34 protein-coding genes are annotated in these 19,236 nt (G+C 45.4%); 3 read left to right on the top strand and 31 right to left on the bottom strand.

The genetic code is table 11. The annotated features are described in order from the left end of the window. Nucleotides 1–8: 8 nt before the first annotated feature. Nucleotides 9–1,394, bottom strand: a complete 1,386-nt coding sequence (gene dbpA / locus AACS00_RS13250) for an ATP-dependent RNA helicase DbpA (protein ID WP_110167697.1) — start codon at nt 1,392–1,394, stop codon at nt 9–11. 289 nt (nt 1,395–1,683) lie between these two features. Here dbpA and AACS00_RS13255 point away from each other — a divergent pair, with 289 nt between their 5' ends. Beyond that, nucleotides 1,684–2,136 carry a GNAT family N-acetyltransferase gene (locus AACS00_RS13255; RefSeq protein ID WP_072670427.1) on the top strand — a complete coding sequence of 151 codons (453 nt, stop codon included), beginning with the start codon at nt 1,684–1,686 and terminating at the stop codon, nt 2,134–2,136. 18 nt (nt 2,137–2,154) lie between these two features. Here the strand turns inward: AACS00_RS13255 and AACS00_RS13260 are convergent, their stop codons facing one another. Then, nucleotides 2,155–2,784, bottom strand: coding sequence for a LysM-like peptidoglycan-binding domain-containing protein (locus AACS00_RS13260; RefSeq protein ID WP_072670428.1), 630 nt, complete (start codon nt 2,782–2,784; stop codon nt 2,155–2,157). Nucleotides 2,785–3,014: 230 nt separating this feature from the next. On the opposite strand from AACS00_RS13260, the gene AACS00_RS13265 reads away from it, so the two are divergent. Together AACS00_RS13265 and AACS00_RS13270 are read left to right on the top strand one after the other, a co-directional pair. Next, nucleotides 3,015–3,635, top strand: coding sequence for an FKBP-type peptidyl-prolyl cis-trans isomerase (locus AACS00_RS13265; RefSeq protein ID WP_072670429.1), 621 nt, complete (start codon nt 3,015–3,017; stop codon nt 3,633–3,635). Nucleotides 3,636–3,812: 177 nt separating this feature from the next. Then, the gene (locus tag AACS00_RS13270) at nt 3,813–4,304 is read left to right on the top strand and encodes a DUF2780 domain-containing protein (protein ID WP_072670430.1); all 492 of its coding nucleotides are present in this window, start codon (nt 3,813–3,815) and stop codon (nt 4,302–4,304) included. A 153-nt stretch (nt 4,305–4,457) separates the two neighbouring features. On the opposite strand, the gene rplQ is transcribed toward AACS00_RS13270, so the two are convergent. The 29 genes from rplQ to rlmB form a co-directional block, all read right to left on the bottom strand. Next, complete coding sequence (rplQ, locus tag AACS00_RS13275) at nt 4,458–4,844, bottom strand: 50S ribosomal protein L17 (RefSeq protein ID WP_001216361.1); 387 nt, start codon at nt 4,842–4,844, stop codon at nt 4,458–4,460. A 26-nt stretch (nt 4,845–4,870) separates the two neighbouring features. Next, the gene (locus tag AACS00_RS13280; RefSeq protein ID WP_004394549.1) at nt 4,871–5,863 is read right to left on the bottom strand and encodes a DNA-directed RNA polymerase subunit alpha; all 993 of its coding nucleotides are present in this window, start codon (nt 5,861–5,863) and stop codon (nt 4,871–4,873) included. Between the two features lie 24 nt (nt 5,864–5,887). Continuing rightward, a complete protein-coding gene (gene rpsD, locus AACS00_RS13285) occupies nt 5,888–6,508 on the bottom strand; it encodes a 30S ribosomal protein S4 (protein WP_072670431.1) in 621 nt (206 codons plus the stop codon). A gap of 27 nt (nt 6,509–6,535) precedes the next feature. After that, nucleotides 6,536–6,925, bottom strand: a complete 390-nt coding sequence (rpsK, locus tag AACS00_RS13290) for a 30S ribosomal protein S11 (protein WP_001118870.1) — start codon at nt 6,923–6,925, stop codon at nt 6,536–6,538. 19 nt (nt 6,926–6,944) lie between these two features. Then, nucleotides 6,945–7,301, bottom strand: coding sequence for a 30S ribosomal protein S13 (gene rpsM / locus AACS00_RS13295; RefSeq protein ID WP_004394544.1), 357 nt, complete (start codon nt 7,299–7,301; stop codon nt 6,945–6,947). A 149-nt stretch (nt 7,302–7,450) separates the two neighbouring features. Continuing rightward, nucleotides 7,451–7,564 (bottom strand): 50S ribosomal protein L36, encoded by a 114-nt coding sequence (rpmJ, locus tag AACS00_RS13300; RefSeq protein ID WP_000868186.1) that lies wholly within the window; start codon nt 7,562–7,564, stop codon nt 7,451–7,453. A gap of 38 nt (nt 7,565–7,602) precedes the next feature. Further along, entirely contained in the window at nt 7,603–8,937 is a 1,335-nt protein-coding gene (gene secY / locus AACS00_RS13305) for a preprotein translocase subunit SecY (protein ID WP_004394541.1), read from the bottom strand. 20 nt (nt 8,938–8,957) lie between these two features. Continuing rightward, nucleotides 8,958–9,392 carry a 50S ribosomal protein L15 gene (gene rplO, locus AACS00_RS13310; RefSeq protein ID WP_072670432.1) on the bottom strand — a complete coding sequence of 145 codons (435 nt, stop codon included), beginning with the start codon at nt 9,390–9,392 and terminating at the stop codon, nt 8,958–8,960. A gap of 5 nt (nt 9,393–9,397) precedes the next feature. Beyond that, on the bottom strand, nt 9,398–9,574 hold the full coding sequence (gene rpmD / locus AACS00_RS13315; RefSeq protein WP_000201159.1) for a 50S ribosomal protein L30: 177 nt from the start codon (nt 9,572–9,574) through the stop codon (nt 9,398–9,400). 6 nt (nt 9,575–9,580) lie between these two features. Next, nucleotides 9,581–10,084, bottom strand: a complete 504-nt coding sequence (gene rpsE, locus AACS00_RS13320) for a 30S ribosomal protein S5 (RefSeq protein WP_004394539.1) — start codon at nt 10,082–10,084, stop codon at nt 9,581–9,583. 14 nt (nt 10,085–10,098) lie between these two features. Next, on the bottom strand, nt 10,099–10,452 hold the full coding sequence (rplR, locus tag AACS00_RS13325; RefSeq protein ID WP_004394538.1) for a 50S ribosomal protein L18: 354 nt from the start codon (nt 10,450–10,452) through the stop codon (nt 10,099–10,101). 9 nt (nt 10,453–10,461) lie between these two features. Further along, complete coding sequence (rplF, locus tag AACS00_RS13330; RefSeq protein WP_004394537.1) at nt 10,462–10,995, bottom strand: 50S ribosomal protein L6; 534 nt, start codon at nt 10,993–10,995, stop codon at nt 10,462–10,464. 16 nt (nt 10,996–11,011) lie between these two features. After that, on the bottom strand, nt 11,012–11,404 hold the full coding sequence (rpsH, locus tag AACS00_RS13335; protein ID WP_004394536.1) for a 30S ribosomal protein S8: 393 nt from the start codon (nt 11,402–11,404) through the stop codon (nt 11,012–11,014). Between the two features lie 29 nt (nt 11,405–11,433). Next, on the bottom strand, nt 11,434–11,739 hold the full coding sequence (gene rpsN, locus AACS00_RS13340) for a 30S ribosomal protein S14 (protein WP_004394535.1): 306 nt from the start codon (nt 11,737–11,739) through the stop codon (nt 11,434–11,436). Nucleotides 11,740–11,756: 17 nt separating this feature from the next. After that, complete coding sequence (gene rplE, locus AACS00_RS13345) at nt 11,757–12,296, bottom strand: 50S ribosomal protein L5 (RefSeq protein ID WP_004394534.1); 540 nt, start codon at nt 12,294–12,296, stop codon at nt 11,757–11,759. 22 nt (nt 12,297–12,318) lie between these two features. After that, the gene (gene rplX / locus AACS00_RS13350) at nt 12,319–12,636 is read right to left on the bottom strand and encodes a 50S ribosomal protein L24 (protein WP_004394533.1); all 318 of its coding nucleotides are present in this window, start codon (nt 12,634–12,636) and stop codon (nt 12,319–12,321) included. 13 nt (nt 12,637–12,649) lie between these two features. Further along, on the bottom strand, nt 12,650–13,021 hold the full coding sequence (gene rplN / locus AACS00_RS13355) for a 50S ribosomal protein L14 (protein ID WP_004394532.1): 372 nt from the start codon (nt 13,019–13,021) through the stop codon (nt 12,650–12,652). A gap of 160 nt (nt 13,022–13,181) precedes the next feature. Further along, nucleotides 13,182–13,436 (bottom strand): 30S ribosomal protein S17, encoded by a 255-nt coding sequence (rpsQ, locus tag AACS00_RS13360; protein ID WP_072670433.1) that lies wholly within the window; start codon nt 13,434–13,436, stop codon nt 13,182–13,184. After that, the gene (gene rpmC, locus AACS00_RS13365; RefSeq protein ID WP_072670434.1) at nt 13,436–13,627 is read right to left on the bottom strand and encodes a 50S ribosomal protein L29; all 192 of its coding nucleotides are present in this window, start codon (nt 13,625–13,627) and stop codon (nt 13,436–13,438) included. The genes rpsQ and rpmC overlap by 1 nt, the downstream gene beginning before the upstream one ends. Next, nucleotides 13,627–14,037 (bottom strand): 50S ribosomal protein L16, encoded by a 411-nt coding sequence (rplP, locus tag AACS00_RS13370; protein ID WP_004394529.1) that lies wholly within the window; start codon nt 14,035–14,037, stop codon nt 13,627–13,629. The genes rpmC and rplP overlap by 1 nt, the downstream gene beginning before the upstream one ends. Before the next feature lie 11 nt (nt 14,038–14,048). Then, nucleotides 14,049–14,747 (bottom strand): 30S ribosomal protein S3, encoded by a 699-nt coding sequence (gene rpsC, locus AACS00_RS13375; protein WP_004394527.1) that lies wholly within the window; start codon nt 14,745–14,747, stop codon nt 14,049–14,051. A gap of 19 nt (nt 14,748–14,766) precedes the next feature. Further along, complete coding sequence (rplV, locus tag AACS00_RS13380; protein WP_004394526.1) at nt 14,767–15,099, bottom strand: 50S ribosomal protein L22; 333 nt, start codon at nt 15,097–15,099, stop codon at nt 14,767–14,769. A 10-nt stretch (nt 15,100–15,109) separates the two neighbouring features. Next, complete coding sequence (gene rpsS, locus AACS00_RS13385) at nt 15,110–15,388, bottom strand: 30S ribosomal protein S19 (RefSeq protein WP_004394525.1); 279 nt, start codon at nt 15,386–15,388, stop codon at nt 15,110–15,112. Between the two features lie 21 nt (nt 15,389–15,409). Further along, nucleotides 15,410–16,234 carry a 50S ribosomal protein L2 gene (gene rplB, locus AACS00_RS13390; RefSeq protein ID WP_004394524.1) on the bottom strand — a complete coding sequence of 275 codons (825 nt, stop codon included), beginning with the start codon at nt 16,232–16,234 and terminating at the stop codon, nt 15,410–15,412. Between the two features lie 16 nt (nt 16,235–16,250). After that, nucleotides 16,251–16,553: a 50S ribosomal protein L23 gene (rplW, locus tag AACS00_RS13395; RefSeq protein ID WP_004394523.1), complete on the bottom strand. Its 303-nt coding sequence runs from the start codon at nt 16,551–16,553 to the stop codon at nt 16,251–16,253. Next, entirely contained in the window at nt 16,550–17,152 is a 603-nt protein-coding gene (gene rplD / locus AACS00_RS13400) for a 50S ribosomal protein L4 (protein WP_004394521.1), read from the bottom strand. Before rplD ends, rplW begins: the two co-directional genes overlap by 4 nt. A 16-nt stretch (nt 17,153–17,168) precedes the next feature. After that, nucleotides 17,169–17,798, bottom strand: a complete 630-nt coding sequence (rplC, locus tag AACS00_RS13405) for a 50S ribosomal protein L3 (RefSeq protein ID WP_004394520.1) — start codon at nt 17,796–17,798, stop codon at nt 17,169–17,171. A 14-nt stretch (nt 17,799–17,812) separates the two neighbouring features. Then, nucleotides 17,813–18,124, bottom strand: a complete 312-nt coding sequence (gene rpsJ, locus AACS00_RS13410) for a 30S ribosomal protein S10 (protein ID WP_001181007.1) — start codon at nt 18,122–18,124, stop codon at nt 17,813–17,815. Nucleotides 18,125–18,494: 370 nt separating this feature from the next. After that, nucleotides 18,495–19,235 carry a 23S rRNA (guanosine(2251)-2'-O)-methyltransferase RlmB gene (gene rlmB / locus AACS00_RS13415; RefSeq protein WP_110167698.1) on the bottom strand — a complete coding sequence of 247 codons (741 nt, stop codon included), beginning with the start codon at nt 19,233–19,235 and terminating at the stop codon, nt 18,495–18,497. Nucleotide 19,236 lies beyond the last annotated feature (1 nt).

The raw sequence follows: 19,236 nt of genomic DNA on the forward strand, positions 1-19,236 counted from the left end.
GGTTGGTTTTATTTCAATAAACGAGCACGAAATTGACGGCCTTTCATTTTGCCGGTTTCCATTTTCTTCAGCGCTCGCTTAGCCACCGATTTATGCACAGCAACGTAAGCACGCATTGGCAGAACATTAATCTTACCAACGAACTGGCCATCAATCCCATCATCACTGGTTAAAGCACCTAAAATATCACCCGGACGAACTTTTTGTTTTTTACCACCATCGATCTGGATCGTTACCATCTTGGCTTGATAAGGCGTAGTGTTCTGCCCACTCATATTTGGCAATTGAGCAGGCTCAATGGGCATATCCATATATTCATCTATCATCGCTACGCGATGCATCTCATTGTCGCTAAAGAAACTGATCACTAGTCCTTGACTGCCAGCGCGCCCCGTACGGCCTATACGATGAACGTGCACTTCAGGGTCACGGGACAACTCAAAGTTAAACACCGCATCTAAGTTATCCACATCCAGCCCACGAGCAGCAACGTCGGTAGCGACCAAAATCGAGATACTTTTATTAGCAAACTGCACCAAGGCTTGGTCACGATCGCGCTGCTCTAAATCACCGTGCAGCTCAATCACGCTGAAGCCTTTATGCTTTAACTGCTCGGCAACATGGGTCACTTCCCTTTTGGTATTACAAAATACCACCGCTGATTCTGGTTGATGATGTAATAGCAACTGGGCTAAGGCATTATCACGCGCCTCCGCACCTTCCAGTTTATAAAAGTACTGTTGAATCGTCGTTGAAGCGTGGGTGGATTCTACTTTAACCATTTCTGGATTACGCATGATCCGCTCAGCCACCTGCTTGATTTGAGCAGGAAAAGTGGCACTGAATAGTAAGGTTTGTCTGACTGTTGGCGCTTGAGCAATAATCGCATCTAACGCATCTTGAAAACCCATCTCTAACATTCGGTCTGCTTCATCGAGTACTAAAGTATTCAGCTCGGAAAGATCAATCCGTCCTTTTTCAAGATGATCCAAAATACGCCCTGGTGTACCAACCAAAATATGCGCGCCATGCTCTAATGAACCGATTTGCGGCCCCATCGGCATACCGCCACATAAAGTAAGAATTTTAATATTGTGGATGGCGCGACCTAAAGTGCGGATTTCCGTCGCTACTTGGTCAGCCAGCTCACGAGTAGGACAGAGCACGAGCGCTTGCACGCGAAAGCGTTTGACATCAAGATTGGATAAAACACCTAATCCAAAAGCGGCCGTTTTCCCTGAGCCTGTCTTTCCTTGGCCGATAACATCCTTGCCCGCTAAAATGGTAGGTAGGCTTAATGCTTGAATGGGAGTCATTTGGGTATATCCCAAAGTATCAAGGTTAGAAAGCAGTTCAGGCTTTAGTGGTACGGTCGAAAATGCACAATTACTCAAGGGGTGTCCTTTGGTTAGACGAAATTAAACGTCCATTATCGTTATTTAACTTCGTGTGGCTAGTGAATATTTAATGATCGGTACCCAAACAACTTGGAGTTGCAGGTAGGCAGTAAGTGAATTCATCCCCATGAGCATAGACAGACTCTGTCATTGGCGACCTCCCCTCCCTGCAGCTTCAATTAGGGAGGAGATAGAGGTGAAATTCTTCGTCAACTTTAACCTTTGTTAATGAATCCTATTCTTAAGCTTGCTACAGTCATCTTTTCATTTTTAAAGGAAAATTACGATGATCACTTGGCAATGCCTTCCCTTTACAGGTTTAACCACTCACCAACTGTATGAATTACTCAAACTACGAGTGGATGTATTTGTCGTCGAACAAGCCTGCGCTTACCCAGAGCTCGATAGTAAAGACGTTCAACCTGGCGTATGGCATTTATTAGGCTATCAAGATCAGTCCTTGATTGCTTATGCGAGACTGCTGGCTCCTGGAATCAGTTATCCTTCAGTCAGCATTGGCCGAGTCGCCACTCAACAGCAAGCTAGGGGTAACGGCCTCGGACGTCAATTACTAGAACAAGCATTGGCCGAGTGCCAACATCAATGGCCAGATAAGGACATAGAAATCGGCGCACAACATTATTTGGCGAGTTTTTATCAAGGATATGGCTTTCAACCGACCTCGGCCGTCTACTTAGAAGATGGTATTCCTCATATTGATATGCGGTTAGAAAAATAGCGTGTTTATCGCTCCTAATTACTGGCTGCGTCCGAAACCACCATCCGATAGTCGGAAAAACATTACTGATTGATTATTACGTTCTAACTGCAAAATATCCAGTTGCCCATCTGCGGCCAGCTTAAAACGGATTCGTTGCCCTTGCTGTATTTGACTCAAGGGCTTATCACTACCTTCAATCCTCACTAATGCGTTGAGATCAGCTAAGGGTAACTGATTGCTTCTAAACACTTGCGACAAGGTATCACCTTGTTTAACGATATATTCTTGCCAAATCTTTTCCTGAGGAGCAGCCAGAGTTGTGACCGTTGTGGCTTGTTCGACACGTTGCTCACTTAGCCCTTGGGTATTCACCGGAATGGATACTCGAGTGCTCGCTGGCGCAGAAACACGAGTTGGAGCATCTTCTTTAGATGAGAAAGGGTAAATCAACAACAAGACAAATAAAGGAATCAAAACCATTAACGCTCGTTGATGATAAACAGGGAGCTGTGCCCAAAATGCTTTTATACTCTGCCAGATAGGATGCTGAGTAAGCCGCTTAGCATAAGATCGCCAATCAATAGCCGCCCACTGCTGCAAAAATTGCCGTGCCATCTGCTTCAGAGAAGAAGATGTTTGTTGCTTTTTTCTGTGTCGACGATTCATTTTTATCCGCCCTTCATTGACTTGGTACAGTATAAAAATTCATGCTCTAAGAGTATAGAGCATGACCCTGCTTCAACCAAAGGTTGACACAATCTTGAAGATTAAAGCTCGAAGTCTCGATCTGAATCACACCTTGGCACCTTTATAACATGAATGCTCGCCAAACATTTCATCATAGCGCTGAAGCTGGTATTCTGTGGGCTTTATTTTTGTGACAAAGAGTGACGTGTATGTCTGACGTAAAATTTGAAACTGTAGAACAAAAAGCCAGCTACGGCATTGGTCTACAAATGGGCCAGCAACTAGCGGGAAGTGGTCTTGAAGGGCTAAATGTGGATGCGATTGCTGCAGGTATCGCGACAGCGCTTGTCGGTGATATGCCAGCAATCGAAATCGATGAAATTAACCAAGCCTTACAAGCCATGCATATGCGCGCTGAAGAGGCGATGCAAGCTGCCGCTAAAGTTGCCGCTGCAGAAGGTGAAACATTCCTTAAAGATAACGCTCTACGCTCAGAAGTTACCGTGCTTGACTCAGGCTTACAGTATGAAGTGATCACTCAAGGTTCTGGTGAAATTCCAACTTCTGATAAATCTGTCCGTGTCCATTATCATGGTGAACTGACGGATGGTACCGTTTTCGATAGCTCTGTTTCTCGTGGCCAACCTGCTGAATTCCCAGTGACTGGTGTTATCAAAGGCTGGGTAGAAGCATTACAGTTGATGCCAGTGGGATCGAAGTGGAAACTGTATATTCCACACGATCTCGCTTATGGTGAACGCGGCGCTGGCGCAGCAATTCCACCCTTTGCCGCACTCGTGTTTGAAGTAGAATTGCTTGATATTCTTTAATCATCATTAATACGCTATTGTTAAGCGGTGCAATGCACCGCTTTTTTTATACGAATTTTCTGAGATTAGTCATCAGGGGTAAATCATTCATCGTGCATTTGCTACACTGTTTAAAAATGTAGCATCCATTGATGGTCATAAGTTGACATCAATAATGATTTAGGGACCAATCGCATTATGAACCACACTTTACTTAATACATTACTGCTCTCAACGTTACTTAGTAGCGCACCCAGCATGGCCTTCCTCAAACTTGGTGAACAGTCAAATCAAGGTCTAGCAACATTAGTTGGTAGTGGCTTATTGGAAACCAAGCAACATACCACACTGATTAACCAAGTAAAAAATCAACTCCCAATCTCAGATCAACAAGCGGGAGGAGGAGTTGCAGCATTATTAGCTCTCGCTAATAATCAATTACCACAGCAGAATCAAACTGAACTTAACACCGTGATCCCTAACCTTGGGCAACTGACTCAATTAGGCTTATCAACAACCAACGTTTCACCATCAGCGATGACTCATCTTAAAGACGTAACGAATGTCTTCAATCAATTAGGTTTGGATGCCAATATGATCGCACAATTTACACCAATTATTATTCAATATTTAACAAGTCAGGGGGCTGGAAGCAGTTTAGTTGGTGCGTTGCAAAGTATGTGGCAATAAAGATAAGAATGTCGATCACGGAATAAAAGGCAAAACAGCCAAGAAATAAAAGAATAAAATTGTCTTGTATGGTAAGTAGATCTATCGATTAATTATTAATCACAATGCAATAAAAAAGCCGAGCTAATGCTCGGCCTTTTATTCGCGAACTGATTACTCCGCAGCAGCTTCAACAGCTACTTCTGGGCGGTCAACAAGCTCAATGTAAGCCATTGGAGCTTTATCGCCAGCACGGAAACCACACTTAAGAATACGAGTGTAGCCACCTTGACGTGCAGCAAAACGTGGACCTAATTCGTTAAATAGTTTTGCAACAACTTCGTTATCACGAGTACGTGCAAATGCAAGACGACGGTTAGCAACACTGTCAGTCTTAGCTAGTGTAATCAAAGGCTCAACGACGCGACGCAGCTCTTTCGCTTTTGGCAAAGTAGTCTTGATAACTTCATGACGTACTAAAGAGCTAGCCATGTTGCTGAACATCGCTTTGCGATGACTGCTGTTGCGGTTGAGTTGACGACCACTCTTACGATGGCGCATGACCAAATCCTTCTAACTAATATCGATTAATCTTCAGCGATTGACGCTGGCGGCCAGTTTTCTAGGCGCATACCCAGAGAAAGGCCACGTGATGCAAGCACGTCTTTAATCTCAGTAAGAGATTTCTTACCAAGGTTAGGCGTTTTCAGTAGCTCAACCTCAGTGCGCTGTACTAGATCACCGATGTAGTGAATCGCTTCTGCTTTCAAACAGTTAGCAGAGCGAACTGTTAGTTCAAGATCGTCTACAGGACGCAGTAGGATCGGATCGAATTCTGGCTTCTCTTCCTTCTCCTCAGGAACGCGTACATCACGAAGATCTACGAACGCATCCAACTGTTCAGCAAGAATTGTTGCTGCACGGCGGATAGCTTCCTCAGGTTCTAGAGTACCGTTCGTTTCCATATCGATGACGAGCTTGTCTAAGTCAGTACGTTGCTCAACACGAGCAGCATCAACAGAGTAGGCAATTTTGTCTACTGGGCTGAATGTTGCATCGACAAGCAAACGACCGATTGGACGTTCATCTTCTTCAGTATGAATACGAGCAGAAGCAGGAACATAACCACGTCCACGTTCTACTTTGATGCGCATAGCGATCTCAGCATTGTCATCAGTCAGATGACAAATAACGTGTTCAGGGTTTACGATCTCTACATCACCATCATGGGTGATGTCACCTGCAACCACAGGGCCCGAGCCTGATTTGTTTAATGTAATGAACACTTCATCTTTGTTTTCGCCTAAGCGAACAGCCAGTCCTTTCAGATTAAGAAGAATCTCAAGGATATCTTCCTGTACACCTTCTTTGGTACTGTACTCATGAAGTACGCCTTCAATTTCTACCTCTGTTACGGCACAACCCGGCATAGATGATAAAAGAATTCGGCGAAGTGCATTACCAAGAGTATGGCCGAAACCACGCTCTAATGGCTCAAGAGTTACTTTTGCGTGTGTCGTGCTGACCTGTTCGATATCAACAAGACGTGGCTTAAGAAATTCTGTTACAGAACCCTGCATTGTGTCCTCTCTTTAGTTTAAACCTTACTTAGAGTAAAGCTCGACGATCAATTGTTCGTTGATGTCAGCAGATAGGTCTGAACGTTCAGGCAAACGCTTGAATGTACCTTCCATCTGGCTTGCATCTACTTCAATCCAAGTTGGTTTTTCGCGTTGTTCTGCAACTTCTAGAGCTGCTTTAATGCGAGATTGCTTTTTCGCTTTCTCACGGATTGCAACAACGTCGTTAGCCGCAACATTGAAAGAAGGTACGTTTACAACGCTACCGTTTACTAGGATAGCTTTATGGCTAACCAATTGACGTGCTTCAGCGCGAGTTGCACCAAAACCCATACGGTAAACTACGTTGTCCAAACGGCCTTCAAGAAGCTGAAGTAGGTTTTCACCCGTGTTGCCTTTTAGGCGCGCAGCTTCTTTGTAGTAGTTACGGAATTGTTTTTCTAGAACGCCATAGATACGACGAACTTTTTGCTTCTCACGAAGCTGAACGCCATACTCAGATAGACGACCGCGACGAGCGCCGTGTACACCTGGTGCGTTATCAATTTTACACTTGGTATCAATCGCACGAACGCCTGACTTAAGGAACAAGTCAGTACCTTCGCGGCGGCTAAGCTTCAGCTTAGGACCCAAATATCTTGCCATGATCTTTCTCCAATGTTCCCAGAAACGTTAAACGCGACGTTTCTTAGGTGGACGACAACCGTTATGAGGGATTGGTGTCGCATCAACGATGTTTGTGATACGGAAACCAGCAGCATTCAGTGCGCGAACTGTAGATTCACGACCTGGACCTGGACCCTTAACCATAACCTCTAGGTTCTTTAGGCCATATTCTTTAGCCATTTCAGCACAACGTTCAGCAGCAACCTGTGCAGCAAACGGTGTTGATTTACGAGAACCGCGGAAACCTGAACCACCAGCAGTAGCCCAAGCTAGTGCGTTACCTTGACGGTCAGTGATGGTTACGATTGTGTTGTTGAAAGATGCGTGGATATGCGCTACGCCATCAGCAACTTGCTTGCGTACACGCTTACGTGCGCGAGTTGGTTGTTTAGCCATTGTACTCTACCCTTCCCGATTATTTCTTGATCGGCTTACGCGGACCCTTACGGGTGCGAGCGTTGGTTTTAGTACGCTGTCCACGTAGTGGTAGACTGCGACGATGACGAAGACCACGATAGCAACCAAGGTCCATAAGACGCTTGATGTTCATGGAAACTTCACGACGAAGATCACCCTCTACAGTGTATTTAGCTACACCATCACGCAGTTGATCGATCTGCTCTTCAGTTAGTTCACTGATCTTAACACTTTCAGCAATACCCACGTCAGCTAGGATAGCTTTTGAACGGGTTTTACCGATGCCGTAGATTGCAGTTAATGCGATCACAGCATGCTTTTGATCAGGAATGTTAATGCCTGCTATACGGGCCACTATTCACTCCTAGTACTTTCTATAAAAGAATTATCCGCAGCAAAGCCCGTCGAGGATACGCTGCGGGATACTACTTCTTTTGCACGCAAAAGGTAGGCCGAGAAATATACTCGACCACCCTTTAATTTTCAAGTAAAAATTTCTGCTTATTAGCCTTGGCGCTGCTTGTGCTTTGGCTCACTGCAAATCACGCGAACGACACCGTTACGCTTGATAACTTTACAGTTACGGCAGATTTTTTTAACGGAAGCACGAACTTTCATTGCTAAACTCCGTAAATCTAACTTAAATGGCGACCGTATTAACGGCCATAGCCTTTTAAATTTGCCTTTTTCAACACAGAGTCATATTGATTTGACATCAAATGAGTCTGTACCTGTGCCATAAAGTCCATAATAACCACTACTACAATCAGTAATGATGTACCGCCGAAGTAGAAACGTACGTTCCACGCGACCATCATGAACTCAGGGATCAGACAGATAAAGGTAATGTATAACGCACCAGCTAGGGTTAAACGAGTCATTACTTTATCAATGTATCTTGCTGTCTGTTCGCCTGGGCGGATACCGGGTACGAATGCACCTGACTTCTTCAGGTTATCTGCTGTTTCACGTGGGTTGAAAACCAACGCTGTATAAAAGAAACAGAAGAAAATAATCGCTGCAGCATAAAGCATTACATACAATGGCTGACCAGGGCTAAGCGCTAATGAAACGTCTGTTAACCAGCCGAACCATTGGCTCTCACCATTTTGACCAAACCACTGAGCGAGTGTTCCTGGGAACAAAATAATGCTTGATGCAAAAATTGCAGGTATAACACCAGCCATATTTATCTTTAATGGCAAGTGAGTACTTTGCGCTGCAAAAACTTTACGACCTTGTTGACGCTTTGCGTAGTTGACAACGATACGACGCTGACCACGCTCCATGAAAACAACAAAGTAAATCACAGCAAAAGCTAATACCGCAATCAACAACAAAAGAAGCACATGCAGTTCACCTTGACGCGCTTGCTCGATAGTATGTCCTATTGCCGAAGGCAATCCAGCAACAATACCTGCAAATATAAGAATGGAGATACCATTCCCAATCCCTCGCTCTGTAATTTGTTCACCTAACCACATCAAGAACATGGTACCGGTTACTAAACTTACGGTCGCAATCAGGGTAAACATGGTTTGGTCGATAACAACCAGATTGTTGACCATGTTTGGTAAGCCTGTTGCAATACCTATAGCTTGGAATGTTGCAAGTACAAGCGTGCCGTAGCGCGTATATTGGCTTATCTTACGACGGCCTGCTTCACCCTCTTTTTTGAGCTCGGCTAACGCTGGATGAACTACAGTTAGCAACTGGACAACAATTGATGCCGAAATATACGGCATGATGCCCAGTGCTAATATAGATGCACGCTCAAGAGCACCACCAGAGAACATGTTAAACATCTCTATGATGGTACCTTTTTGCTGTTCGAACAAATCGGCAAGTACAGCAGCGTCAATACCAGGAATCGGCACAAAAGAGCCCGCTCGGAATACTAAAAGTGCACCAATTACGAATAATAAGCGCGACTTCAACTCACCTAAGCCGCTCTGAGCACTACGAAAATCTTGTCCTGGTTTCTTAGCCATCTGTACCTCAATCCTCGAGATTATTCCTCGATTTTACCGCCTGCAGCTTCGATTGCAGCTTTAGCGCCTTTAGTCACGCGCAGACCTTTAACAGTCACTGCTTTGTTGATCTCACCAGAAAGAACGATTTTAACGAATTCAATATTCTTCGTTACAAGGTTCGCTGCTTTCAAGCTGTTTAGATCAACAATGTCACCTGTTACTTTCGCTAGCTCAGCTAGACGAATTTCAGCAGTCACAAGACTCTTACGAGAAGTGAAACCAAACTTAGGTAGACGTTGTTTCAGAGGCATTTGACCGCCTTCAAAACCTGGACGAACACCGCCGCCAGAACGTGACTTTTGACCTTTGTGACCACGGCCACCAGTTTTACCAAGGCCAGAACCGATACCGCGACCTAAACGCTTCTTAGAAGGCTTAGAACCCTCAGCCGGCGATAGAGTATTCAAATGCATTCTGATTACTCCTCAACTTTAACCATGTAGTAAACCTTGTTGATCATACCGCGTACACACGGAGTATCTTCAAGTTCTACTGTATGGTTGATTTTACGAAGACCTAAACCGCGCAAAGTAGCTTTATGCTTTGGTAGGCGACCAATTGAGCTTTTAGTTTGAGTTACTTTAATAGTTGCCATGTGTTCTTACTCCGAAATCGCTTCAACAGTTAGACCACGTTTAGCTGCAACCATTTCTGGTGACTTAACATCTACTAGAGCGTCGATCGTAGCACGAACGATGTTGATAGGGTTCGTAGAACCGTATGCTTTAGATAGAACGTTATGTACGCCGGCAACTTCAAGTACAGCACGCATCGCACCACCGGCGATAACACCTGTACCTTCTGCAGCTGGCTGCATGTAAACTTTAGAGCCCGAGTGGCGACCTTTCACTGGATGGTGAAGAGTGCCTTCGTTAAGTGCGATAGTAAACATGTTACGACGCGCTTTTTCCATTGCTTTTTGAATCGCTGCAGGTACTTCACGTGCTTTGCCGTAACCGAAACCTACACGACCATTACCGTCACCAACTACTGTTAGTGCAGTGAAGCTCATGATTCGACCACCTTTAACCGTTTTAGAAACACGGTTAACTGCGATTAATTTTTCTTGCAAATCATTCGCTTGAACTTGTTGTTCTTTAGCCATCTTCCAACCCTACCTTAGAATTTCAGACCAGCTTCGCGAGCAGATTCTGCTAGCGCGGCTACTCGACCGTGGTATTGGAAACCAGAACGATCAAACGCAACTGACGATACGCCTTTTTCAAGCGCACGCTCAGCAACAGTTTTACCTACTGCTTTTGCTGCATCGATGTTACCAGTATTCTTCACTTGCTCACGGATCGCTTTTTCTACAGTAGAAGCTGCGGCGATAACCTCAGAGCCATTAGCTGCAATCACTTGAGCGTACACGTGACGAGGAGTACGGTGTACTACTAGGCGAGTTGCACCCAGTTCTGCAATCTTACGACGTGCGCGTGTAGCACGACGGATGCGAGATGCTTTCTTATCCATAGTGTTACCTTACTTCTTCTTAGCTTCTTTAGTACGCACATTTTCATCTGCGTAACGAATACCTTTACCTTTATAAGGCTCAGGCGCGCGGTAAGAACGAATGTCAGCCGCAACTTGACCAACTTCTTGCTTATCACAACCAGTTAGGACAATTTCAGTTTGGCTTGGACATTCGGCTTTAACACCCGCTGGCAACTCGTGCTCAACAGGGTGAGAGAAGCCTAGAGTTAGACCTACAGCGTTGCCTTTCATAGCAGCACGGTAACCTACACCCTTAAGAACGAGCTTCTTAGTAAAGCCTTCAGTAACACCAACAACCATATTGTTCACTAGTGCACGAGCAGTACCTGCTTGAGCCCAAGCGTTTGCGATTCCCTCACGAGGACCGAACGTTAGGTTGTTTTCTTCCTGTGCGATCACGACGCCAGTATGAACTACACGAGATAGCTCACCTTTAGGACCTTTAACCGTGATCTCTTGGCCGTTTAGTTTCACCTCTACGCCAGCTGGAATAGCGACAGGTGCTTTAGCAACACGAGACATGTTCTACTCCTATTTATTAAGCTACGTAGCAAATGATTTCACCGCCAAGACCTGCTTTACGAGCAGCGCGATCTGACATCAGACCCTTGGAAGTGGAAACAACAGCAACACCAAGACCGCCCATCACTGATGGTAGTTCGTCTTTCTTCTTATAAACACGAAGACCTGGACGAGACACGCGCTTGATTTGCTCGATTACTGGTTTAGCTTGGAAGTACTTAAGAGTAACTTCTAGCTCAGGTTTTGCTTCGCCTTCAACAGCGAAGTCTGCGATATAACCTTCAGCTTTAAGTAGTGCAGCAATTGCAACTTTAAGCTTTGAAGAAGGCATTTTAACAGCAACTTTGTTTGCTGCCTGACCGTTACGAATACGGGTCAGCATATCCGAAATCGGATCTTGCATGCTCATAAACTTTACTCCAAATGATTAAGTGGCAATTACCAGCTGGCCTTACGAAGTCCAGGAATCTCGCCTTTCATGCAAGCTTCACGAACTTTAATACGGCTCAGACCGAATTTACGTAGGAAACCGTGTGGACGACCAGTTTGGTTGCAACGGTTGCGCTTACGTGATGCACTCGAATCACGTGGAAGTGATTGCAATTTAAGAACTGCATTCCAACGATCTTCTTCAGATGCGTTTACATCGCTGATGATAGCTTTAAGTGTTGCACGCTTTTCTGCGTACTGAACTACTAGCTTTGCACGTTTTACTTCACGTGCTTTCATTGATTGTTTAGCCATAACAGTAACCCTTCACCTTACTTACGGAATGGGAAGTTAAAGGCAGCCAGCAGAGCACGGCCTTCCTCATCGGTACCAGCAGACGTCGTGATAGTGATATCAAGACCGCGTACACGATCGACTTTATCGTAGTCGATTTCCGGAAAGATGATTTGCTCGCGAACGCCCATGCTGTAGTTACCGCGTCCGTCAAAAGACTTAGCGCTAACACCACGGAAATCTCGTACACGTGGTAGAGCGATAAAAATCAAACGCTCTAAGAAATCCCACATGCGCTCGCCACGCAAGGTTACTTTACAACCAATTGGGTAGCCTTCACGGATTTTGAAACCAGCTACAGATTTGCGCGCTTTAGTGATAAGTGGCTTTTGACCAGAGATGGTCGCCATATCAGAAGCTGCGTTTTCTAGTAGTTTCTTATCGTTGATTGCTTCACCAACGCCCATATTGAGGGTGATTTTCTCAATTCTAGGGACTTGCATGACGCTTGTGTAACCGAACTGTTTGGCCAGTTCAGCGACTACAGACGACTTGTAGTAATCATGCAGTTTCGCCATAGTAGAACTCCAAATTACTCTATTAGTTAGAAACGATTTCGTTGTTAGACTTAAAGAAACGAACTTTCTTACCATCTTCGAAACGGAAACCGATACGGTCCGCTTTACCGGTTGCTGCATTAAAGATAGCAATGTTAGATGCATCAATCGCTGCTTCTTGCTCTACGATACCACCTTGGATACCAAGCGCAGGAACTGGCTTTTGATGTTTCTTAACTAGATTGATACCTTCAACGATAACTTTACCAGTTGTTAGAACCTTAGTTACTTTACCTTTCTTGCCTTTGTCTTTCCCAGCAAGAACGATCACTTCGTCATTACGACGGATTTTAGCTGCCATTTTTTGCCGCTCCTTACAGAACTTCAGGTGCTAGTGACACAATCTTCATGAATTTCGCGTTACGAAGCTCACGAGTCACTGGACCAAAGATACGTGTACCGATTGGTTGCTCGGTATTGTTGTTTAGCAATACGCAAGCATTACGGTCGAAGCGAATGACAGAACCGTCTGGACGACGTACGCCTTTACGGGTGCGAACTACCACCGCCTTCAATACATCACCTTTTTTCACTTTACCGCGAGGAATTGCTTCTTTCACAGTAACTTTGATGATGTCGCCAACATGGGCGTAACGACGGTGAGAGCCACCCAGAACCTTAATACACATTACGCTGCGAGCGCCTGAGTTATCAGCTGCGTCCAGCATACTTTGCATTTGGATCATGTTAGTGCTCCGCTAAATATTAAAAAAACTAGACCCATCTCGGGTCGGGCTGCCTCTTTAAAGGGACGCGAATTGTACCACCCTTTTTTGTGATTGGGTAGTCAAAAAACAAGCGGCCCCAAAAATAATCGGGGCCGCTGTATTCGCATTAAAAGCTCAATTAAATTTTCGCTTTTTCTACTACTTTTACCAAAGTCCAAGACTTAGTCTTAGACAGTGGACGACACTCACGGATTTCAACGGTATCGCCTGCGCCACACTCGTTGTTTTCATCATGTGCGTGTACTTTAGTCGTGCGACGAACGAATTTACCGTAAATTGGGTGCTTCACGAAACGTTCGATAGCAACAACGATAGATTTGTCCATCTTGTCACTGATAACACGACCTTGTTGGGTACGAATTTTATCGCTCATTATGCGCCTGCCTTCTCAGTCAAAACAGTTTTCACACGTGCGATATCACGACGGACAGCTTTCAGAGTATGAGTTTGCTGTAGTTGACCAGTCGCTGCTTGCATGCGCAAGTTGAACTGCTCTTTCAACAAACCTAGTAGCTCTGCATTAAGCTCTTCAACGTTTTTCTCGCGTAGATCTTGTGCTTTCATCACATCACCTGCTTAGTTACAAATGTAGTCTTGAATGGCAGTTTACGTGCCGCTAGGCGGAACGCTTCACGAGCCAATTCTTCAGGTACACCATCAACTTCGTACATCACCTTGCCAGGTTGGATTTGGGCTACCCAGTACTCAACGTTACCTTTACCCTTACCTTGACGAACTTCAAGTGGTTTTTCTGTGATTGGTTTGTCTGGGAACACACGGATCCAGATTTTACCTTGACGCTTAATGTGACGTGTCATAGCACGACGTGCCGCTTCGATTTGACGAGCAGTTAGACGACCACGGCCTACAGCTTTCAAACCAAAGGTGCCGAAGCTTACTTCAGTACCTTTTGCTAGACCACGGTTACGACCTGTATGAACCTTACGGAACTTGGTACGTTTAGGTTGTAGCATCTGTCGACTCCTTACTTACGGCCTTTGCGCTGCTTCTTAGGCTTGTCAGCCTTTGGCTCTACTGCGTTAGCAGCTGGCATACCGCCTAGGATTTCACCTTTGAAGATCCAGACTTTAACACCAATCACACCATAGGTAGTGTGAGCCGAAGAAGTTGCGTAATCAATGTCAGCACGTAGTGTATGTAGAGGCACACGGCCTTCACGATACCACTCAGAACGTGCAATTTCAGCGCCGCCTAAACGGCCACTTACTTCCACTTTGATACCTTTAGCGCCTAGACGCATAGCGTTTTGTACCGCGCGCTTCATAGCACGACGGAACATAACACGACGCTCTAGTTGAGACGCGATGCTATCAGCCACTAGCTGGCCGTCTAGCTCAGGTTTACGTACTTCAGAAATATTGATCTGAGCTGGTACGCCTGCAATCTTCGCTACTGCTGCGCGTAGCTTCTCAACGTCTTCACCTTTCTTACCGATAACCACGCCTGGACGAGCAGTGTGAATAGTCACACGAATACTCTTAGCAGGACGCTCGATAACGATGCGTGATAGAGACGCTTTTGCCAATTCCTTAGTGAGGTATTGACGTACCTTGAAGTCGCCGTCTAGGTTGTCAGCGAAATCTTTGGTATTAGCAAACCATGTAGCATTCCAAGGCTTAACGATGCCTAGACGAATACCATTAGGATGTACTTTCTGACCCATTGCTTACTCTCCTAGTCTCTTAGCGGTCTGCGACAACAATAGTGATGTGGCTTGAACGCTTCAAGATACGATCCGCACGACCTTTTGCACGAGGCATAATACGCTTCATGGTTGGGCCCTCATCTACGAAGATTTTAGCGACACGTAGATCGTCAATGTCAGCACCTTCGTTGTGCTCCGCGTTAGCGATTGCTGACTCTAGAACCTTCTTAATCAGTTCAGCTGCTTTTTTGTTGCTGAACGTTAGCGTTTCTAGAGCTTGGTCAACTGACTTACCACGAATTTGATCTGCAACTAAGCGAGCTTTCTGAGGCGAAATGCGAGCAAAGTTATGTTTAGCGAATGCTTCCATCATCTACTCCTTAACGCTTCTTGGCTTTCTTATCCGCAGCATGGCCACGGTAAGTGCGAGTTGGGGCAAATTCACCCAGTTTGTGACCGATCATCTCGTCAGTTACAAAAACTGGAACGTGTTGACGACCATTATGGACAGCGATGGTCAAACCGATCATTGTTGGAATGATCATTGAACGACGGGACCAAGTCTTAATAGGCTTTTTGTCTCCGCTTTCCACCGCTTTCTCTACCTTCTTCAGCAAGTGTAGGTCAATAAATGGACCTTTCTTGAGAGAACGTGGCATGGCGATTCCTCTTTAAATAGATTACTTATTACGACGACGTACGATGTACTTGTCAGTGCGTTTGTTACTACGAGTTTTGTAGCCTTTCGTTGGTACGCCCCATGGAGATACAGGATGACGACCACCAGAAGTACGGCCTTCACCACCACCATGTGGGTGATCAACAGGGTTCATTACTACACCACGTACGGTTGGACGTACGCCGCGCCAGCGTGAAGCACCCGCTTTACCAAGCTCACGTAGCATGTGCTCAGAGTTACCAACTTCACCGATTGTTGCACGGCCTTCAGAAAGTACTTTGCGCATTTCGCCAGAACGTAGACGGATAGTAACGTATGCACCGTCGCGAGCGACAAGTTGAGCATACGCACCAGCAGAACGAGCTAGCTGTGCACCTTTACCAGGCGTTAATTCAACGTTATGAATCGTTGAACCAACAGGGATGTTGCGCAATGGCAGAGTGTTACCTGCTTTGATTGGCGCATCAACACCAGACTGGATAGTATCACCAGCTTGGAGACCTTTAGGTGCAATGATGTAGCGACGCTCACCGTCTGCGTACAGAACTAGAGCGATGTTTGCGCTACGGTTTGGATCGTATTCTAGACGCTCAACTTTCGCTGGGATACCGTCTTTAGTACGTTTGAAGTCAATCAAACGATAGTGTTGCTTATGACCACCACCGATATGACGTACTGTAATACGACCGTTGTTGTTACGACCACCATTCTTAGAGTTTTTCTCTAGAAGAGGTGCGTATGGCTTACCCTTGTGGAGGTCTGCGTTAACAACTTTAACGACGTGACGACGACCAGGGGAAGTCGGCTTACATTTAACAATAGCCATTATTCAACTACTCCTGTTATTCCGCGCCGCCAACGAAGTCAAGATCTTGACCTTCTTTCAAAGTCACATACGCTTTTTTAACGTCGCTGCGGCGACCTTGGCGTAGACCTTGACGTTTGGTCTTACCCTTAAGAATAAGAGTATTTACAGACTTAACTTCAACTTCAAATAGCTTTTCTACAGCTGCTTTGATCTCTTTTTTAGTCGCATCTTTAGCAACTTTAAAAACGATAGTGTTCGCTTTTTCAGCTGCCATAGTGGCTTTTTCAGAGATGTGCGGTGCACGTAGAACTTTTAGTAGACGCTCTTCACGGATCATGCCAGCATCTCCTCAACTTGCTTAACTGCAGCAGCAGTCATTAGAACCTTGTCAAATGCGATTAGGCTTACAGGATCGATACCAGTAACATCACGCACGTCAACTTTGTATAGGTTACGAGCAGCTAAGAATAGATTCTCGTCTACTTCGCCAGTCACGATAAGAACGTCATTTAGCTCAAGTTCTTTCAACTTTGCTGCTAGTTCTTTCGTTTTTGGTGCTTCAACCGAGAAGTTATCAACAACGATTAAACGCTCTTGACGAACTAGCTCAGAAAGAATGCTTTTCATAGCGCCGCGGTACATTTTTTTGTTTACTTTAACGCTGTGATCTTGTGGCTTCGCAGCAAAAGTAACACCACCTGTACGCCAGATTGGGCTACGGATTGTACCAGCACGTGCACGGCCAGTACCTTTTTGACGCCATGGCTTAGCGCCACCGCCAGAAACTTCTGAACGTGTCTTTTGAGCACGAGTACCTTGACGAGCACCTGCTGCATACGCAACAACTACTTGATGTACAAGAGCTTCGTTGAACTCACGTCCGAAAGTAGTTTCGGAAACAGTTAGTGCGTTAGCACCTTTAACCATCAATTCCATTACTTACTCCTAGACGTTATGCTTTAATAGCTGGTTTGACGATCACGTTAGCGCCAGTTGCACCTGGGACTGCACCTTTAATAAGAAGCAGATTGCGCTCAGCGTCAACACGTACGATCTCTAGGTTTTGAGTCGTTACACGCTCAGCACCCATGTGACCTGCCATTTTTTTGCCTTTAAATACGCGACCTGGGGTTTGACATTGGCCAATTGAACCAGGAGCACGGTGAGACAAAGAGTTACCGTGAGTCATATCTTGGGTACGGAAGTTCCAGCGCTTAACAGCACCTTGGAAGCCTTTACCTTTCGATGTACCAGTAACGTCTACTTTCTTAATTTCGTTGAACAATTCAACAGTCAGTTCAGCACCAACTTCGAACTCTTCGCCGTTTTCTAAACGGAATTCCCAAAGACCGCGACCAGCTTCTACACCTGCTTTCGCAAAGTGACCAGCTTCTGGCTTAGTTACGCGGTTAGCTTTCTTAGTTCCAGCTGTTACTTGGATAGCAGCATAGCCGTCAGTCTCAAGAGTTTTCACTTGAGAAACACGGTTCGCTTCAACCTCAACAACAGTTACTGGGATAGAAACGCCTTCTTCAGTAAATACGCGGGTCATACCCACTTTACGTCCGACTAGACCAATCATTCTTCTAATCTCCCTTAACCTAGGCTGATTTGAACATCAACACCAGCAGCAAGATCAAGACGCATAAGAGCATCAACAGTCTTGTCAGTTGGTTCAACGATGTCGATCAGACGCTTGTGAGTACGAATTTCGTACTGGTCACGTGCATCTTTGTTTACGTGTGGAGAGATAAGAACAGTGAAACGCTCTTTACGAGTAGGCAGTGGAATTGGACCACGAACCTGTGCGCCGGTACGCTTAGCTGTTTCAACGATTTCCGCTGTAGAAGCATCGATTAGTTTGTAATCGAAAGCTTTAAGGCGGATACGGATGCGTTGGTTCTGCATGAGACAGAGCTCCAATAAGTAAAAATTACACAAACAATATCGCCATTCGAACCTGCCATGGCGGGTGAATGTCGATTGATTTATGTGAAACCGTAGTACCCCGATTGGGCACATTGTCAGCTAATTAAATTAACTAAAGCTAATCCTATTAACTGCGAACATAAGCTGAGTATACGTTACCTCACCTGTGTTACCACAAGCTTGCTCCTCGCTGCTCATTGGTTCACAACTGGCTTAACCAGTGGGGGTGCATTATACAGATCACAGATTGACTTGCAAGGGGGTGTTGGAAAAATAAACGAATGAGGCGAGAAACAAGAAACCTAGGTTAGTAGACCTAGGTTTCTTAACGATAGCATCGGTATAAACATTAAATGTTATTGCGTTGACGCACCGCTTCAAATAAGCAAATCCCGGTCGCGACTGAGACATTTAAACTGGAAACACTGCCAGCCATTGGTATTTTGATTAGATCATCACAAGTATCACGAGTTAAACGGCGCATGCCATCTCCTTCTGCTCCCATCACGATCGCTAAAGGTCCAGTCAATTTGCTTTGATAAAGATCATGGGTCGCCTCGCCGGCCGTGCCAACAAACCAAACCCCTTGCTCTTGTAGAGCACGCATCGTGCGCGCTAAGTTAGTCACACGTACTAAAGGGACGGTTTCTGCTGCACCACAAGCGACCTTACTTACCGTGGCTGTCATCGGTGCTGAACGATCTTTAGGTACAATCACCGCCGCCACACCAGCAGCATCAGCATTACGCAAACACGCACCTAAGTTATGCGGATCGGTCACGCCATCCAGCACCAGCAGAAGTGGTTGTTGATACTGACTTAATATTGCGTCTAGATCATGTTCGTTTAACGCTTTAGCTGGCTTGACTTTAGCTATCAACCCTTGGTGATTAGCTCCTTGAGCTTTGTCATCCAGTGCCTTACGCCCCATCTCCTGAATTGATAGCCCTAAACGCTGCAATTCATTCAATAGCGGAAGTAGCCGATCATCTTGACGACCTTTCAAAACATACACTTCAATGATACGGGCCGGCTCACGCTGCATCACAGCATTAACCGAATGAATGCCGTAAATCAGTTCATTACTCATT

It is taken from the genome of Vibrio sp. 11986-1-5 (assembly GCF_963878025.1).
GTDB classification, from domain to species: domain Bacteria; phylum Pseudomonadota; class Gammaproteobacteria; order Enterobacterales; family Vibrionaceae; genus Vibrio; species Vibrio injensis.

Excerpts from the sequence above, each read along its gene's own strand:
- rlmB (WP_110167698.1), bottom strand. The coding sequence starts at position 19,235 with ATGAGTAATGAACTGATTTACGGCATTCATTCGGTTAATGCTGTGATG.
- AACS00_RS13260 (WP_072670428.1), bottom strand. The coding sequence starts at position 2,784 with ATGAATCGTCGACACAGAAAAAAGCAACAAACATCTTCTTCTCTGAAG.
- rplB (WP_004394524.1), bottom strand. The coding sequence starts at position 16,234 with ATGGCTATTGTTAAATGTAAGCCGACTTCCCCTGGTCGTCGTCACGTC.
- rpsS (WP_004394525.1), bottom strand. The coding sequence starts at position 15,388 with ATGCCACGTTCTCTCAAGAAAGGTCCATTTATTGACCTACACTTGCTG.
- rpsE (WP_004394539.1), bottom strand. The coding sequence starts at position 10,084 with ATGGCTAAAGAACAACAAGTTCAAGCGAATGATTTGCAAGAAAAATTA.
- rplD (WP_004394521.1), bottom strand. The coding sequence starts at position 17,152 with ATGGAATTGATGGTTAAAGGTGCTAACGCACTAACTGTTTCCGAAACT.
- rplQ (WP_001216361.1), bottom strand. The coding sequence starts at position 4,844 with ATGCGCCATCGTAAGAGTGGTCGTCAACTCAACCGCAACAGCAGTCAT.
- AACS00_RS13280 (WP_004394549.1), bottom strand. The coding sequence starts at position 5,863 with ATGCAGGGTTCTGTAACAGAATTTCTTAAGCCACGTCTTGTTGATATC.
- rplF (WP_004394537.1), bottom strand. The coding sequence starts at position 10,995 with ATGTCTCGTGTTGCTAAAGCACCTGTCGCTATTCCAGCTGGCGTAGAG.
- rpmD (WP_000201159.1), bottom strand. The coding sequence starts at position 9,574 with ATGGCAACTATTAAAGTAACTCAAACTAAAAGCTCAATTGGTCGCCTA.
- rpmC (WP_072670434.1), bottom strand. The coding sequence starts at position 13,627 with ATGAAAGCACAAGATCTACGCGAGAAAAACGTTGAAGAGCTTAATGCA.
- rpsH (WP_004394536.1), bottom strand. The coding sequence starts at position 11,404 with ATGAGCATGCAAGATCCGATTTCGGATATGCTGACCCGTATTCGTAAC.
- rplO (WP_072670432.1), bottom strand. The coding sequence starts at position 9,392 with ATGCATTTGAATACTCTATCGCCGGCTGAGGGTTCTAAGCCTTCTAAG.
- rpsQ (WP_072670433.1), bottom strand. The coding sequence starts at position 13,436 with ATGAGCGATAAAATTCGTACCCAACAAGGTCGTGTTATCAGTGACAAG.
- AACS00_RS13265 (WP_072670429.1), top strand. The coding sequence starts at position 3,015 with ATGTCTGACGTAAAATTTGAAACTGTAGAACAAAAAGCCAGCTACGGC.
- rplC (WP_004394520.1), bottom strand. The coding sequence starts at position 17,798 with ATGATTGGTCTAGTCGGACGTAAAGTGGGTATGACCCGCGTATTTACT.
- rplN (WP_004394532.1), bottom strand. The coding sequence starts at position 13,021 with ATGATCCAAATGCAAAGTATGCTGGACGCAGCTGATAACTCAGGCGCT.
- rplV (WP_004394526.1), bottom strand. The coding sequence starts at position 15,099 with ATGGAAGCATTCGCTAAACATAACTTTGCTCGCATTTCGCCTCAGAAA.
- rpsJ (WP_001181007.1), bottom strand. The coding sequence starts at position 18,124 with ATGCAGAACCAACGCATCCGTATCCGCCTTAAAGCTTTCGATTACAAA.
- rpsK (WP_001118870.1), bottom strand. The coding sequence starts at position 6,925 with ATGGCTAAACAACCAACTCGCGCACGTAAGCGTGTACGCAAGCAAGTT.
- AACS00_RS13270 (WP_072670430.1), top strand. The coding sequence starts at position 3,813 with ATGAACCACACTTTACTTAATACATTACTGCTCTCAACGTTACTTAGT.
- secY (WP_004394541.1), bottom strand. The coding sequence starts at position 8,937 with ATGGCTAAGAAACCAGGACAAGATTTTCGTAGTGCTCAGAGCGGCTTA.
- rpsC (WP_004394527.1), bottom strand. The coding sequence starts at position 14,747 with ATGGGTCAGAAAGTACATCCTAATGGTATTCGTCTAGGCATCGTTAAG.
- AACS00_RS13255 (WP_072670427.1), top strand. The coding sequence starts at position 1,684 with ATGATCACTTGGCAATGCCTTCCCTTTACAGGTTTAACCACTCACCAA.
- rpmJ (WP_000868186.1), bottom strand. The coding sequence starts at position 7,564 with ATGAAAGTTCGTGCTTCCGTTAAAAAAATCTGCCGTAACTGTAAAGTT.
- rplX (WP_004394533.1), bottom strand. The coding sequence starts at position 12,636 with ATGGCAGCTAAAATCCGTCGTAATGACGAAGTGATCGTTCTTGCTGGG.
- rplE (WP_004394534.1), bottom strand. The coding sequence starts at position 12,296 with ATGGCGAAACTGCATGATTACTACAAGTCGTCTGTAGTCGCTGAACTG.
- rplP (WP_004394529.1), bottom strand. The coding sequence starts at position 14,037 with ATGCTACAACCTAAACGTACCAAGTTCCGTAAGGTTCATACAGGTCGT.
- rpsN (WP_004394535.1), bottom strand. The coding sequence starts at position 11,739 with ATGGCTAAACAATCAATGAAAGCACGTGAAGTAAAACGTGCAAAGCTA.
- rplW (WP_004394523.1), bottom strand. The coding sequence starts at position 16,553 with ATGATCCGTGAAGAGCGTCTACTAAAAGTTCTACGTGCACCGCACATC.
- rplR (WP_004394538.1), bottom strand. The coding sequence starts at position 10,452 with ATGGATAAGAAAGCATCTCGCATCCGTCGTGCTACACGCGCACGTCGT.
- rpsD (WP_072670431.1), bottom strand. The coding sequence starts at position 6,508 with ATGGCAAGATATTTGGGTCCTAAGCTGAAGCTTAGCCGCCGCGAAGGT.